The sequence below is a fragment of the Pseudomonas sp. Irchel s3b6 genome, from assembly GCF_900187415.1.
Lineage (GTDB): Bacteria > Pseudomonadota > Gammaproteobacteria > Pseudomonadales > Pseudomonadaceae > Aquipseudomonas.
Map to the genome: position 1 here is coordinate 247188 of NZ_FYDM01000004.1, position 14859 is coordinate 262046.

General features: G+C 60.9%; 12 protein-coding genes and 2 pseudogenes. 5 read left to right on the top strand and 9 right to left on the bottom strand.

Going from position 1 to position 14859, the window contains the following annotated elements:
• From CKW07_RS09570 to CKW07_RS09580, 3 genes are read right to left on the bottom strand one after another with little or no spacing between them, the layout of a single operon-like run.
• Positions 1–261 carry a phosphopantetheine-binding protein gene (locus CKW07_RS09570; protein ID WP_095144667.1) on the bottom strand — a complete coding sequence of 87 codons (261 nt, stop codon included), beginning with the start codon at positions 259–261 and terminating at the stop codon, positions 1–3.
• Positions 242–1051 (bottom strand): 1-acyl-sn-glycerol-3-phosphate acyltransferase, encoded by an 810-nt coding sequence (locus CKW07_RS09575; protein ID WP_095144668.1) that lies wholly within the window; start codon positions 1049–1051, stop codon positions 242–244. Before CKW07_RS09575 ends, CKW07_RS09570 begins: the two co-directional genes overlap by 20 nt.
• The gene (locus CKW07_RS09580; RefSeq protein WP_095144669.1) at positions 1027–1746 is read right to left on the bottom strand and encodes a beta-ketoacyl synthase chain length factor; all 720 of its coding nucleotides are present in this window, start codon (positions 1744–1746) and stop codon (positions 1027–1029) included. The genes CKW07_RS09575 and CKW07_RS09580 overlap by 25 nt, the downstream gene beginning before the upstream one ends.
• Before the next feature lie 358 nt (positions 1747–2104).
• On the opposite strand from CKW07_RS09580, the gene CKW07_RS09585 reads away from it, so the two are divergent.
• The gene (locus CKW07_RS09585; RefSeq protein ID WP_095144670.1) at positions 2105–2875 is read left to right on the top strand and encodes a ParA family protein; all 771 of its coding nucleotides are present in this window, start codon (positions 2105–2107) and stop codon (positions 2873–2875) included.
• A gap of 10 nt (positions 2876–2885) precedes the next feature.
• Here the strand turns inward: CKW07_RS09585 and trxC are convergent, their stop codons facing one another.
• From trxC to CKW07_RS25940, 6 genes and pseudogenes are all read right to left on the bottom strand, one after another.
• Positions 2886–3320 carry a thioredoxin TrxC gene (gene trxC / locus CKW07_RS09590; protein WP_095144671.1) on the bottom strand — a complete coding sequence of 145 codons (435 nt, stop codon included), beginning with the start codon at positions 3318–3320 and terminating at the stop codon, positions 2886–2888.
• Between the two features lie 101 nt (positions 3321–3421).
• On the bottom strand, positions 3422–4885 hold the full coding sequence (selO, locus tag CKW07_RS09595) for a protein adenylyltransferase SelO (protein ID WP_095144672.1): 1464 nt from the start codon (positions 4883–4885) through the stop codon (positions 3422–3424).
• A 48-nt stretch (positions 4886–4933) separates the two neighbouring features.
• Positions 4934–8284, bottom strand: coding sequence for a mechanosensitive channel MscK (gene mscK, locus CKW07_RS09600; RefSeq protein ID WP_095144673.1), 3351 nt, complete (start codon positions 8282–8284; stop codon positions 4934–4936).
• Positions 8285–8318: 34 nt separating this feature from the next.
• On the bottom strand, positions 8319–10061 hold the full coding sequence (locus CKW07_RS09605) for a potassium/proton antiporter (RefSeq protein WP_095078077.1): 1743 nt from the start codon (positions 10059–10061) through the stop codon (positions 8319–8321).
• Between the two features lie 300 nt (positions 10062–10361).
• Complete coding sequence (locus tag CKW07_RS25935) at positions 10362–11234, bottom strand: methyl-accepting chemotaxis protein (protein WP_371850650.1); 873 nt, start codon at positions 11232–11234, stop codon at positions 10362–10364.
• Between the two features lie 30 nt (positions 11235–11264).
• Positions 11265–11987: pseudogene (locus CKW07_RS25940) on the bottom strand (MCP four helix bundle domain-containing protein); the annotation flags it as partial.
• Between the two features lie 279 nt (positions 11988–12266).
• On the opposite strand from CKW07_RS25940, the gene CKW07_RS09615 reads away from it, so the two are divergent.
• From CKW07_RS09615 to CKW07_RS25950, 4 genes and pseudogenes are all read left to right on the top strand, one after another.
• Positions 12267–12497: a hypothetical protein gene (locus CKW07_RS09615; protein ID WP_095144675.1), complete on the top strand. Its 231-nt coding sequence runs from the start codon at positions 12267–12269 to the stop codon at positions 12495–12497.
• On the top strand, positions 12494–12796 hold the full coding sequence (locus CKW07_RS09620) for a cell division protein ZapA (RefSeq protein ID WP_095078080.1): 303 nt from the start codon (positions 12494–12496) through the stop codon (positions 12794–12796). The genes CKW07_RS09615 and CKW07_RS09620 overlap by 4 nt, the downstream gene beginning before the upstream one ends.
• A gap of 261 nt (positions 12797–13057) precedes the next feature.
• Positions 13058–13915 (top strand): annotated as a pseudogene (locus CKW07_RS25945) (cache domain-containing protein); the annotation flags it as partial.
• Positions 13916–14122: 207 nt separating this feature from the next.
• The gene (locus tag CKW07_RS25950; protein WP_371850651.1) at positions 14123–14830 is read left to right on the top strand and encodes a methyl-accepting chemotaxis protein; all 708 of its coding nucleotides are present in this window, start codon (positions 14123–14125) and stop codon (positions 14828–14830) included.
• Positions 14831–14859 lie beyond the last annotated feature (29 nt).

Here is a 14859-nt window from a genome sequence, read left to right on the forward strand (position 1 = left end):
TCAAGCTGCCTGTTTTGCAGTGACGAACGCCGCAAGGCTCGCCACGTTACTGAAGTGGTTGCGGGTGTCCTTGGCGTCGGCGTCGATTTTGATGCCGTACTTTTTCTGAATGGCCAGGCCGAGTTCCAGGGCGTCCACCGAGTCCAGGCCAAGGCCTTCGCCGAATAGCGTCTGGGTATCGTCGATGTCGTCGACGCCGATGTCTTCAAGGCCCAAGGCATCGATGATCAATTGTTTTATCTCACGGTTCAGATCGCTCATCTTCGGCGAGCTCCTTCAAATAGTAATGATGCAAGTAATCGTTAAGCTTGCGTGAGGCCTGAGGAGCCGGGCCTGTCGTGGCGAAGGCCTGTGGGTCTATATCGGCCCCCACGCGGAAACTGAAATGCACGCGGCGTTTGGGGATCCGATACCAGGGATCGGCCTTGGTCAAGGTGCTCGGGTTGACCTTGATAATCACCGGGGTGAGCATTTTCGCACCGCGCAAGGCAATTGCCGCGCCCCCCCGATGAAAGGCTGGCGGTTGGCCGGGTCGGGTGCGGGTGCCTTCAGGGAAGATGATCAGTGTCTGACCGCTCTTGAGGGCGTCCGCTGCGGTGTCGAGCATGTCCATGCTGCCGTCGTTACTGATGTATTGGGTGCGGCGCAGGGCTTCACGGGTGAAGGGGTTCTCCCAGAGGCTCTGCTTGACCACGCAGTTGGCGTGGCGCACCAACCCGATCAGGAACACCACGTCGATCAGCGATGGGTGATTGGCCATGATCATCTGGCCGGGACGACCGAGCCGCTCCGCACCCTGGATATCGTAGGTCAGCACGCCGGTTCGGGCCATGAACCGGATAAAAAACCAGAACACACGACTGACGGTTTGTCGTGCCCGTTGCCGATGGGCCTGGGCATCACCGGGCAGACAGCTCAGCAGCGGGAAAACAACCACTCGCAGGCACAACCCGCCCAGCCCGAACAGGGCGAAGCTGGTGGCGGTCGCCAGCAAGCGCCAGTAGTAGGCGTCACGTTTTTTTTCGGTCACAGGTTGCGTTGCCAGGTCCATAGACGATTTTTCCAGGCATGTTGGCAAGAGGCATCCTGGCCGAGCAGGGTACGCAACAGGCTCAGAGGGTGGGGCCATTGGGATTTTGACAACGAATCCCGGGTGCTGTTCAGGGACAGCTGCCAGTCATTTCCGGGGGTAATCAGCAGGCCGACGGCGTAGGGGAACGGGACGTCGTCAATCCAGGCCGAGTAGGCGGTTGGCGGTTGTTCCTCGGTGACGACCAGCAACACGGCGGGCGCGCCTTCTTCAAGCAGCGCCGCGGCCTCCAGCATGCCGTGTTCCAGGCCGTCACCCGCGGCGGCCAGGGCGGTCATCTCACTGGTTTCTCCGCGCATGATCGACCACAGGCCAATGATTGCGTTATGAACCGAGAGGCTGAACTGGGTTGGCGACAAAGGCTGTTCGTGGCTCAACTCGCTGAGGACTTCGAAGGTTCGAGGCGTTTCACCGTGGCGGGAAACAAAGACCAGCGGCAGCTGTTCACGTCCTTCGGCCAGTGGCCAGCCTACGCTGAAGGCCATTCGGGCCAGGCGGCTGAGGCGTCGGCGCTGCATGGCAGGCAGAAAGGACACATCGGGAGCGACATCGCTGGCTGGAAGCACGATCGGTTGTCGGCTCCAGGCTTGCCAATCGTCCACGCTCTCGAGCCCGGGAGCCCACGCGCGCCATTGGGCGATGTTGAATGTGATCACTGAGTGTTCATCCCGCCCCTGCGGGCTTCCTAGACGCGGTGAGTCGTTTTTGACCTGCGACTGACTGGCAACGGCGCTGCGGCCGAGTGTCGAGCATTATCCCGGTGTGACTGGCTTGTAGCAAATGCTGGTTACATTCTGCTCAAGCGGGTGTGCAGCGTTTGAACTTGAGGGACGTCTACGAGTTTTCCGGTTTCTGGCGGCGGTGTCTGCCAGTCAATTCCCTGATTATTATCAGAACTCGGTGAGTTTTTTGCAGAGATTGCTGCTGACCGCGCAGTCCGTCTGACTTCGAGGTAGCTAAGCGACGGCATCGGCTACTACACTCGGTCATTCTTTGATACACGGAGGTTTTGACATGCGGCGCGTGGTGTTCAATCAGAAAGGTGGCGTGGGCAAATCCAGTATTGCCTGCAATCTGGCCGCGGTCAGCGCCAGCGAGGGCTATCGCACCCTGCTGGTGGATCTCGATGCCCAGGCCAACTCCACTCAGTACCTGACAGGACTGACCGGCGACGATATTCCCATGGGCATTGCCGACTTCTTCAAGCAGACCCTGTCGTCCGGGCCGTTTTCAAAGAAAAACCGGGTCGACATCTACGAAACCCCGTTCGACAACCTGCATGTGGTGACCGCGACCGCCGAGCTGGCTGACCTGCAGCCCAAGCTTGAGGCCAAACACAAGATCAACAAGCTGCGCAAACTGCTCGACGAATTGTCCGAAGACTACGACCGGATCTACCTCGATACGCCACCCGCGCTGAATTTCTACGCGGTTTCAGCCTTGATCGCTGCCGATCGTGTGCTGATTCCATTCGATTGTGACAGTTTCTCCCGCCAGGCCTTGTATGGCCTGCTGGCGGAAATCGAAGAGTTGAAGGAAGACCACAACGAGGCGCTGCAGGTCGAAGGCATTGTGGTCAACCAGTTCCAGGCTCGCGCCAGCTTGCCGCAGCAGATGCTCGATGAGCTGATTGCCGAAGGTTTGCCGGTGCTGCCGGTGTATCTGGGCAGTTCCGTGCGGATGCGCGAATCCCATCAGGCGAACATGCCGTTGATCCATCTCGACCCCCGGCACAAGCTGACCCAGCAATTCGTCGATCTGCACGACCTGCTGGAACATGCCTGACAGGGCGTCGTCAGATTCCCTGGCTGCGCAACCAGTCCATCAACTGCGTTAACGGGAAGGCGCCGCTCTGGCGCGCCACTTCCCGGCCATTCTTGAACAGAATCAGACTGGGGATCGAACGGATCCCCAATTGCGCTGACAGCGACTGATTGGCCTCGCTATCGAGCTTGGCCAGTCGACACTTGCCCACCAACTGCCCGGCAGCCTGCTCGAATACCGGCGCAAATGACTTGCAGGGCCCGCACCAGTCCGCCCACACATCCACCAGCAAGGGTAGATCGCCTTTGATCTGGCTGGCGTAATCACCCTGCCTCAACTCAAAGGACTTGCTCAACAAGACGGGCGCCTTGCATCGGCCACACTTGGGTTTATCACTCAGGCGCTCACCGGGAATACGGTTGAGGCCGTTGCAGTGGGGGCAGGGGATGAGTAGGGGGGCAGACATGGAAGGCTCCGGGGCATGGGCAATGAAACCAATCTGGAGCCGCTGCCGTGGATTATCAAGGTGCTTCGGTGTTATCGGTCGAGACCTTTATCTGAGCCGCTTCACGATGAGCAACTGATCTCCAGGTGCTTGCCCCACTCGGGTGGACGTTCGGCGTAACGCTCCATTCCCGGCTGCTCCGTGAATGGATCACTCAGTACAGCGTGCAAGCGGCGAACCTCTGCATAGTCACCGCTTTGTGCTGCGTCGATGGCCTTTTGCGCCAGGTAGTTGCGCAGGATGTAGAGCGGGTTGACCGCGTGCATGCGGATGCGACGCCGGGCTTGATCGTTATCGCCGTCACGGGCGGCGCGCGCGCAGTAGCGTTCGGCCCAGGCATCGAAGCCCTTGATGTCGACGAAGTCATCACGCAGCCGGGTGACCGCCAGCTCGGGGGCATGATCGCCCAGGCGACGGAAGAACAGGCTGTAGTCGACGCCTGCGTTCTGCATCAATTGCAGCAGGTTCTCGACCAGTGTCTGGTCATCGTCTTCACCAGTGGTCAAGCCGAGCCGGCGGCGCATCAGGTCCAGGTAGTGAGCCTGATACAACGGAAAATACAGACCGAGGGTTTCGCGCAGGGCCTCGACACTGATGAACGGGGTCAGGGCCTGGGCCAGGGCGCTGAGGTTCCACTGGCCGATCGGTACCTGATTGCTGAACGAATAGCGGCCCTGGTCATCGGAGTGGTTGCAGATGAAGTGGGCATCGAAGTCATCGAGGAAGGCAAACGGGCCGAAGTCGAAGGTGATGCCCAGGATCGACATGTTGTCGGTGTTCATGACCCCGTGACAGAAACCATAGGCCTGCCATTTGGCGATCAATTCGGCGTTGCGCTCGACGATTTCACGGAACATCGCCAGGTACGGCTCCGGTTGCTCCAGGCACTTGGGGAAGTGCATCGCCAGGACGTGCTCGCCGAGTGCCTTCTGCTGCTCGGGCCGTTTGGTGTAGTAGAAGTATTCGAAATGTCCGAAGCGCACATGGCTTGGCGACAGGCGCAGGAGCATTGCTGCGCGTTCCTGTTTTTCACGCCAGACCGGGGTGCTGGAGCCAATCACGCACAGGGCGCGAGTGGTCGGGATACCCAAGGCCTGTAGGGCTTCGGAGGCCAGGAATTCGCGAATCGAGGAGCGCAGAACGGCGCGACCATCGCCCATGCGCGAGTAGGGTGTTTGCCCGGCGCCCTTGAGGTGCAAGTCCCAGTGCTCGCCGGCTTCGTTGTAGACCTCACCCAGCAGCAGTCCGCGACCGTCGCCCAGTTGCGGGTTGTAAACACCGAACTGATGCCCGGAGTAGACCATCGCCCGGGGCTCGGCCTCTGCCCACAGCTTGTGGCCGCTGAACAGTTCGGCGAACACCGGTGTCTCGGCAACGGCCGGGTCAAGGTCGAGCAGCGCCATGGCCGCCGGGCTGGCCACGACCAGGCATGGCTCGGCAATGGGCTCGGGCAGCACATGGGTTGAGAGCGCGTCGCCCAGGCGGGCGAAGCGGTTATCGAAGGTCAGTTCGTCGAGGGCTTTCAACGGCCATCTCCAGCAGAATGTCCGAGCATTCTGCTGGGGATTGGTTCGTTAGTCGAGCTTGGACACCGGCGGCTTTGCTCCGGCAGTGACGTCGTTCACGGGAACGATGGTCTTGGCCTCCGGCTCGATCGGCACCATCTTGTACTCCTGGCCGTGAAGGTTCTTGAGGTAGACCTCCATCTGCCGGAACGAGATGTTGATGTGCTGCTTCTTGAACTCGCGGTTGATGAAGCGGTTGATCTCGTCGAGCACCGGGTTGCGGTCGCCGAGGTCACGCACGTGCACGCGCAGTTCGTGGTCCAGGGTGCTTTCGCCGAAGTTCAGGAAGTACACGTGTGGCTCGGGCTCCTTGAGCACGCGCGGGTTTTCGCGGGCGGCCTTGAGCAGCAGTTCCTTGACCAGGTCCAGGTCGGAGCCGTAGTCGACCCCGAGCTTGAGCGTCACGCGGGTGACGGTGTCGGTCAGGGACCAGTTGATCAATTGCCCGGTGATGAAGGTCTTGTTCGGGACAATGATGTCCTTGCGGTCGAAGTCGGTAATGGTCGTGGCACGGATGCGGATCTTGCTCACCGTGCCTGACAGGTTGCCGATGGTGATGGTGTCGCCGATCCGCACCGGGCGCTCGAACAGAATCATGATCCCGGAAATGAAGTTGGCGAAGATTTCCTGCATGCCGAAACCCAGGCCGACCGAGAGCGCTGCCACCAGCCATTGCAATTTGTCCCAGCTCACGCCGAGGGTGGACAGGGTCGTGACAAAGCCGATACCCGCGATCACATAGGTCAGCAGGGTGGTCGTGGCGTAGGCGCTGCCCTGGGCCAGGTTGAGCTTGGACAGCACCAGGACTTCCAACAGCCCCGGCAGGTTGCGCGCCAGGGCCATGGTAATGCCGATGATGATCAGTGCACCGAGCATGTCGCCGATGCTGATCGGGATCATGCTCATGTTGGCGCCGGTGCCGCTGGTGTATTCGTAGAGGGTGATGTTGTCCAGGTACGAGAACACCGTGATCAGGTCGGCCCAGACCCAGTACAGCGCGGCGATGAAACCGCCGAGCAGGGCCAGGCGAATCAGGCGCAGGGATTGCTCGTTGACCTTCTCGATGTCCAGCGTCGGCTCTTCGACCACCGCATCGCCGTCCCCGGCTTCTTTCGCCGCCTGGCGCTTGGTCAGTGCGCGCTGGTAGGCCAGGCGCCGCGCCGCAACCGCCAGGCCGCGCACGAAGGTGGCTTCGATGACCAGCCAGAACATCAGCAGGTAAAGGGTGTTGATCAGTCGGTCACTGAGTTTCAGGGCGGTATAGAAGTAACCAAAACACACGGCAATGAACAGGGCGACCGGCAGCACAGTGAACAGCACCCCGACGGCCTTGCGAAAGAGCGACGCGTTGTTGTGGGTCGGGCTGTTGAGCAGTAGGCGGCTGAGCAGCCAGGCCATCAAGGCGTAGCAGGTCAGGACGACGGCGATGCCGAGCACGTCATCGGCGAGCGCGGCCGGTTGCAACTCGGCAACGGCCACCACGGCCACCAGCGCGAACACCACCATCCCGAGGCGACGGATCCAGCGCCGCAGGAATTCCACCTGCGGTCGCTCCCAGCGGAAATGCAGCTCCGCCACACCGCCCGGTGCAAGGATCCGGTAGGCGGTGTAGAACACCAGCCACGCCTGGGCGACTTGCAGCAGGGCGGCCCCGAGGTTGGCGTTCTGCCCGCGCGCGTCAATCTGCAAGGCCAGGCCGCACAGCGCCAGACCCAGGGCAACCGGCATCGCCAGCAACACGTTGATCATGATCGCCTGTGGTGTGTGCCATTGGCTGTCACGCTTGAAGTGGCCGATGTCCTGGTGAACCTTGTTCAATCGGGCATACAGGTATTTACGGCGCCACACCAGAAAACCGATCAGCAGCGCCAGCGGGGTGAACAGCAGCGGCCGCTGGATCAGGCCGTCACTCAATTCACTCAGGCTTGAGGTCCATGGCAGGGTGTTGATTTGTTTCTCCAGACGCGCCGGTACGCTGCGCATCCATTCCAGGTCCAGCGGCTTGTTGCTGGGGATCCAGAACATCTGTTCATCGAGCGTCGCGCGCAGATTCTGGGCCGTGGTGAGCAGTTGCTTCTGGTTGAGTTGCAGGGTGATGGATTCGTTGAGCAGTGAGCTCAGCTCACGGTTCAGGCGCTCCAGCAGGTCGGCGCGGGTGACGGCCAGTTCCAGCAGGTTCTTGCGCAGTTGCGGGGTGACCTGATCGGCCGGTTGAGCGGCCAGCAGGTTACTCACATAGGCGACGGGATTGCCGATCAGCTCGCGTTGTTGATTGACCTCGAACTGATACAGGCGAATGTCGGCAATCTGGTCGGCCAGGTCGCGGTCGACCCGCAGGCGCGGCAAGCTTTGCTTCTGTTTATAGAGAATCTTGGACAGCAGCAGGCTGCCCTTGAGCACGCTGATCTGTTCATCCAGCGCGGCGTCGCTTTGGGTCACGCTGTCGAGCAGCAGCTTGGTCTGCAGGTTTTGCTGGGTCAGTTCGTTGAGGCGGTCGGTGCTTTTGAGCAGGTAGTCCGAGAGCTTCAGGTTGGCCGCGCTTTCAGCGGCGAGCAAGCTACTGCCCCCGGCTTTCTGGGCTTCGATGGACTGCTGGGTGACGGTCTCTTGAGACTGGGCCAGGCGCTTCTGGTTGATCAGGTTTTGCAGGTCCTGGATCTCTTGCTCCATGCGCGCGGTGCGTTCCATCAACAGGTCGCGCTGAGTATTGCCCAGGTCTTGCAGCTGGCTGTTACCGGCCAGTTCCTGGCGGCGTAACGGAATCAGTGCGTTCAACGCGGCGAGCTCGGCATTGAGCTGGTCGCGCTGTTCCTTGGAAAGCGCCTTGCCGTTGTCCTTGCCCGCCTTGAGGATGTTGTTGATTTGCAGGATGCGGGTCTGGCTGCTGCTGATCTCGGCCTGGGCGCGCTCGGGACGGGTTTGCGCAGTGATGATCAGGCTATTGGCCTCGGCCAGGGCCTTTTGTAGATCGCTTTGCTGGGTGCTGCGCTCGGTGAGCATTTGCTCGAGCTGCGACACGCTCAGATTGGCGTAGCGCTGGGCGACCGGCACCACCTTGGTGGCCTTGAGGCGTTCCAGCTCGCGCTGGTTCTCGATGTTTTGCTTGGGGGCGGTACTCAGCTGCTGCTTGAGGTCGCTCAGGCGCCTCTCGTTATCGGCCTGGCTGGACAACTGGATCAGCGTCTGTTGCAACACTAATTGCAGGGCCTTTTGATCCGCCTCGGGCAGTTTGCGTTCGGCAATCTTGTCCAGGCTCCTTTGCACGGCCTCGGCGGACGGTGGTTCGGCCGCCTGCAGGGTGCCGACGGAGAGACTCAGCCCCAGCAGGGCGATAGCTATGAATGTGCGCAGGGTTGGCATAAAGACCGATCGAGAACGTAGCGAAAAAAAGAGTTTAGAGGAACAACCCGGGACCTGGGCGACTTCCTTCGGGGAATCTGACGCCCACTTTGGCAATCTTGTTCCCTTCCATGACCGCCACCGTCCAGATGGTGTTGTTCCATTCCACCTGGTCACCGACCACTGGCGCGCCCCCGACTTTCTGGGTAATGAAGCGCCCCAGCGGCATGTCCGGGTCGACCCCTTCGAGTTGTAGCCCATATAGCGCGGAAACCGCGCCCAGCTGGGCGTCGCCTTCCAGGACGAAGTCGCCGAAGAAGCGCAAATCGAGGCCCCGTTGTGGCGCCTGGCTGAAGAGTTTTCCCAAAGCCGGCAGGTTGTGTTCATGGCCGATGACACAGAGCAAATCGCCCACTTCAAGCACCGTACTACCCGACGGATGGAGCAGTTGCTGGCCGCGAAACAGTGCCGCGATACGGGTGCCCTCGGGCATTTTCAGCTCGCGGAGGGCAGCGCCGATGCACCATTTCTCGGCACCCAGGCGATAAACGAACAGCTCCCACTCACTGGTGACATGCACTTCCAGCGCGGCCCGGGAGATGGGCGCGGGTTCTGGCGGAACCGTCACTTTCAGCAGCTTGGCGACCCACGGCAGGCTTGTACCCTGCACCAGCAGCGATACCAGTACGATAAAGAACGCGAGGTTGAAGTACAGCTGGGCATTCGGCAGGCCAGCCATCAACGGGAACACCGCCAGAATGATCGGGACCGCGCCGCGCAGGCCGACCCAGGAAATAAAGACTTTTTCACGGCCGTGGAACGCCTTGAACGGCAGCAGGCCAACAATCACCGACAGGGGCCTGGCAAACAGAATCATCCACAACGCCAGCCCTAGGGCGGGCAGGGCAATCGGTAGCAAGTCGTGGGGTGTCACCAGCAGCCCCAGCACCAGGAACATGCCGATCTGCGCCAGCCACGCCATGCCGTCGAGCATATGCAGGATGCCGTGGCGGCTGCGCACCGGGCAGTTGCCGATCACCAGGCCGCACAGGTACACCGCCAGGAAGCCGCTGCCGTGCAGGGCGTTGGTCAGGGCAAAGACCACCAGGCCACCGGCGATGACCAGGATCGGGTACAAGCCGGCGGCCAGATGGATGCGGTTGACCATTTGCAGCATCAGCCAGCCGCCGCCCAGGCCAATCAGGCCACCGATACCGAACTCACGCAGCAGGTGTGTCAGCAGGCTCCAGTGCAGGCCGGTCTGGCCACTGGCAAGCATGTCGATCAGGGTGACGGTGAGAAACACCGCCATCGGGTCGTTGCTGCCGGATTCGATTTCCAGGCTGGCGGTCACCCGTTCGTTCAGGCCTTTGCCGCCGAGCAGCGAGAACACCGCCGCGGCGTCTGTCGAGCCGACAATGGCGCCGATCAGCAGGCCCTGAATCAGATTCAGGTCGAACAGCCATGCCGCCGCCATGCCGGTCAGCCCGGTGGTAATCAGCACTCCGACCGTAGCCAGCGATAACGCCGGCCATAACGCCACGCGAAAACTCGAGACCCGGGTGCGTAACCCGCCGTCGAGCAGGATCACGGCCAGGGCCAGGTTGCCGACCAGATACGCGGTGGGGTAGTTATCGAAGATGATGCCGGCACCATCGACGCCGGCAGCCATGCCCACCGCCAGGATGATCACCAGAATCGGGATGCCCAGGCGGGACGATAGTGAACTCACCAGAATGCTCGCACCTACCAGCAACGCGCCGATCAAGAACAGGCTGTTGATGGTCGTCGCATTCAAAGGCAGTACTCCAGAAAGCAGAAAGGCGGGCGCAAACGGACCATGCAGTGTGCGTGCCAGCGATTCTAACCTGTTGAAATGTGATGCTGTCAAAAAGCTTTTGACGCACGTAATACCCAGCGGGCCAGGCATGTGATCACTGTGGCGAGGGCGCTTGCTCCCGCTGGGACGCGCAGCGGCCCCAGAGCCAGCGTCGCGGAGTTTCAGGCAAAACCTGTACACAGGTTATGCGGCTGCTCCGCTCGAGCGCGGACCGGCCGACGGGAGCAAGCTCCCTCGCCACAGTGTGATCGGTGACTGTTACAGGTTGAACCGCCCAACCATGGTGTTCAGGTCCACCGCCAGGCGCGAGAGTTCGTTGCTGGCGGCACTGGTCTGGTTGGCGCCGGTGGCGGACTGTATCGACAGGTCGCGGATGTTCACCAGGTTGCGGTCGACTTCACGGGCCACCTGGGCCTGTTCCTCTGCCGCGCTGGCGATCACCAGGTTGCGTTCGTTGATCTCGACAATGGCACTGTTGATGGTGTCCAGCGACAGGCCGGCACCACGGGCGATGTTCAGCGTCGACTCGGCGCGCTCGGTGCTGTTGCGCATCGAGTCGACGGCGTGCTCGGTGCCGCTCTGGATGCTGCCGATCATGCGTTCGATTTCGCTGGTCGATTGCTGGGTGCGATGCGCCAGCGCACGCACTTCGTCGGCGACGACCGCAAAACCACGACCGGCTTCACCGGCGCGCGCGGCTTCGATGGCGGCGTTGAGTGCCAGCAGGTTGGTCTGGTCGGCCAGGCCGCGAATCACGTCCAGCACCTTGCCGATATCACGCGACTCCTCGGCCAGGTTGCCGATCAGGGTGGCGGTACTTTGCACATCGCCACTCATGCGCTCGATGGCGCTCACGGTTTCCTGCACCAGGTCGCGACCGTCGCCGGCAGAGGCGGTGGCGTTTTTCGAGGCCTCGGAAGTGCTGACCGCGTTACGTGCCACTTCTTCGACGGCGCTGGTCATTTCGTTGACTGCCGTGGCGGCCTGCTCGATCTCGTTGTTTTGCTGGGTCAGGCCGCGGGCACTTTCATCGGTCACGCTGTTGAGCTCTTCGGCAGCGGAGGCCAACTGAGTCGCGGAACCTGAGATACGTTGCAGGGTATCGCGCAGTTTTTCCTGCATCTTCGACATTGCCAGCAACAAGCGCCCGGCTTCGTCAGTACCGTCGACTGTGATCGGGCGTGTCAGGTTGCCTTCGGCGATGGCTTCGGCGGCGTTCAGGGCCTTGGCGATCGGCTGAGTGATGCTGTTGGTCAGCAACCAGGCGAAGAGCAGGGTCAGGGCAGTGGCGACCACTAACAGGGCGACTACCAGGTTGAACGCCGAAGCGTACTGGTCAGCGGCTTGCCGATTGGTGTCGAGGCTCCCCTGGGTGTTGATTTCCAGTAACCGGTTGAGCACCGAGTTGATCGCTTCGGAGTTGTTCAGCAGTTCGGTGTTGAGCAGGGTTTGCAGCTCGCTGACCTGATTGTTGCGCGACAGCGCCTTCATGCGCTCTTCAAGTTGGCGGTACTGGCCCAGCAGTGTCACATACTGATCGTAGGCTGCGCGTTCCTGCGGGCTGGAGATCAACTTCTCGTAGCCCGCCTGGGCCTCGCGGATCTGCTGGTTGCGTTGGTCGAGCAGGGCGAGTGTCTGTTGTTGGGTGTCTGCTTCGCGGTTGATCAGCAAGCGGTAGGACAGCACCCGCAGACGCAATGTCAGTTGGGTGAACTCATCGAGGCTCTTGATGCTCGGTACGCTGTTCTGGGTAATGTCCTCGGCGGCCCCGCGAATCTTGCTCATCTGGTTCAAGGCGAATACACCGAGAATCAACATCAGCGTGCCAATCAGGGCAAAGCCGGCGAACGCCCGGGGGGCGATGTTCATAGAGCGTAGGGACATGGTTTTTTACCAAACAGACGCGCACGGGCACGAGGGCTGAGAAGGGGTATGCATGACTTATCGGTCATACGACTAAAGTCTTGAGTCGCTGCGTGCATTTGCCGCAGATCCGCATGCGCTGACGAGCTGTCAGGAACCTGACCGGCCAATCGCAGTCTTTAACACGTGCAAGCAAAGTCGCCGCCAGGAAAATCAAGGCTTTGCGCCGTAATAACCCTGGCGCCTGTGGTGACTTTTCTTTATCGTACGCGCCCTTTGAAAATGCCCGGAAAATCAAAAATGTTGGAAGCAACCCTGAGTCAATTGGAACAACTGGTCAGCGATCTGGTGCAACAGAACCAGGACCTGCAGACCGCCCATCAAGCCCTGAGTGCAGAGCTGGCCCAGGCCAAGGACGAAAACGAAAGCCTGCAACTGAGCCTGATGGAACAGGAAGAAAAGCAGGGCGCCGCCGTTGCGCGCATTCAAGCCTTGGTTGAGCGTGTGAGCGCAGGTCCTGTGAACGCATGAGACAGGGTGCCGATGGGGTAAAAGTCGTCTCGATTCTTGGAGAGGACTATTCGATCAAGGCGCCGGCCGGGGAAGAGCAGACCCTGCTGGACGCCGCGCTTATGTTGAAAGCGGTGCTGGCTGAGACCAAAAAGAAATACCCGACCCTGATCGGGGACAAACTGCTGGTGCTGACGGCGATGAACCTGTGTTCGCAGCAGCTGGAAATGCAAAAGCGCCACCAGCAGGAACTCGACCGTTACCAAGAGCAAGTCAGCGCCACGGTTGAAGTGATCGCCAAGACGATCAACCAGGGCTGATCGGTATGCGCACAACCAAAGAGTAGATTGTCGATTCTGTTGTATACAATCGGCACGGCTGTTGCAGCATTTTTGCCTCTTACTCTTTGGGGGTGCTTCATGCAGTTCTGGCGACGCAGTATTCAATGGCAGTTGATCCTGAGTATGGGCACCGCCCTGCTGGTCAGTATTCTGATCGTGGTCGGCATTTATACCCTGGTGGTCAACAACCTCGCCCAGCGCTATCTGGTCGAACAAGCGCTGCCGTCGAGCATCGAAGCGATGCGCAACGACATCGAGCGGATTCTGGTTCAGCCGCTCACCGCCGCCAAGGACATCGCCAGCAACAGCATGGTGCGCGACTGGCTGGCCGAAGGTGAAAGCAGTGCCCGGACGGCGACCTTCGCGCAGTATCTGGAAGGCATTCGCGGCGAACACAAGGCGTTCACCGCGCTAATCATCGGCGCCGCGTCGAACCACTACATCACTGAAAAAGGCCTGGATCGCACCCTTAGCCGCTCCAATCCCGCCGACGCCTGGTTCTATTCGTTCATGGACAGCAACCAGCCCCGCACCCTCAATATCGACAATGACACGGCCACCGGAGAATTGGCGCTGTTCATCGACCTCAAGGTCGAGCAGGCCGGTAAAGTCGTGGGCGTTGCCGGGCTGGGCCTGAGCATGAAAGAGCTGTCGGAGTTGATTCACAATTTCAGCTTCGGTGAGCGCGGCAAGGTCTATCTGGTGCGCTCCGACGGATTGATCCAGGTTCATCCCGAGGCGCAGTTCAGCGGGAAACGTACCCTGAGCGAGCAGGTTGGCGCTGCGGCGGCGCAAGCGGTCATGGGCCAAAAATCCGCCACCAGCAGCTTTGTCCGCGATGGCGAAGATTTCCTGGCATTGAGCCTGCCCCTTCGCGATCTCGGTTGGACCCTGGTGGCCGAAGTGCCACAGTCGCAGATCTATGCCGAAGCCCGGCGCGCGATGTGGTTCACCAGCGCTATCGGGTTGGGGGTCGCGCTGGTATGCCTGTTGTTGGTGATCGTACTGGCCCGTGGTTTGGTGCGACCGATCCGTCAGGTAACAGCGGCGCTGGTAGCGATTGGTAGCGGTGGTGGCGATCTGACACACAGGCTGGACGCCAGCCGCGCCGATGAGCTGGGGGACCTGGCCCGTGGCTTCAATCGCTTCCTGGAAAACCAGCGCAGCATGATCGGCGACGTGCTGGCCACCAGCGAACGCTTGCGCACAGCTGTCGGGCAGGTGGCGCAGGTGGTGGAAAACACGGCGCAACGCTCCGGTCGGCAGCAGGAAATGACCGACATGGTCGCCACCGCAGTGCATGAGATGGGCCTGACCGTACAGGAAATCGCCCAGAACGCCGGTAATGCGGCCGTCGCTTCGCAAACGGCCCGCGACGAAGCCTTGCAGGCCCGGGAAGTAGTTGGCGGCTCGATCCGCCATATCGAAAGCATGTCCGACGAAATCGGCATTGCCGCCCAGGCCGTGGGCGAACTGGCGACTCAGGTGGCTTCTATCGATCAGGTGTTGGCGGTGATCCGTGGGATCTCCGAGCAGACCAACTTGCTGGCGCTCAATGCCGCCATCGAAGCGGCGCGGGCTGGCGACATGGGCCGTGGCTTTGCGGTGGTGGCCGATGAAGTCCGCACGCTGGCCCGGCGTACGCAATCCTCTACCGATGAGATCCAGCAGATGATCGGCAGCCTCAAGCAGGGGGCGGAGAATGCGGTGTCGTCGATGCAGTCCGGACAGGCCGCAACCGGCACCGGTGTCGAGTCGAGCCAGCGCACGGGTGCTTCACTAACGGCGATTACCGGACAGGTTGAACACATCAGCGACATGAACCATCAAGTGGCGACGGCCACCGAAGAGCAGTCGGCGGTGACTGAAGAGATCAACCGCAATGTGCAGGGCATCTCCGACCTGGCACGGGCCACGGCGGGGGAGGTCAGGGCTTGCCGGGAAGATTGTCAGACGTTGCAGCGGTTGGCGGATGATCTGGCGCGGCAGATGGGTGGGTTCAAGCTGAGCTGACAAGGGGGGATCGTTCCCACGCGGAGCGT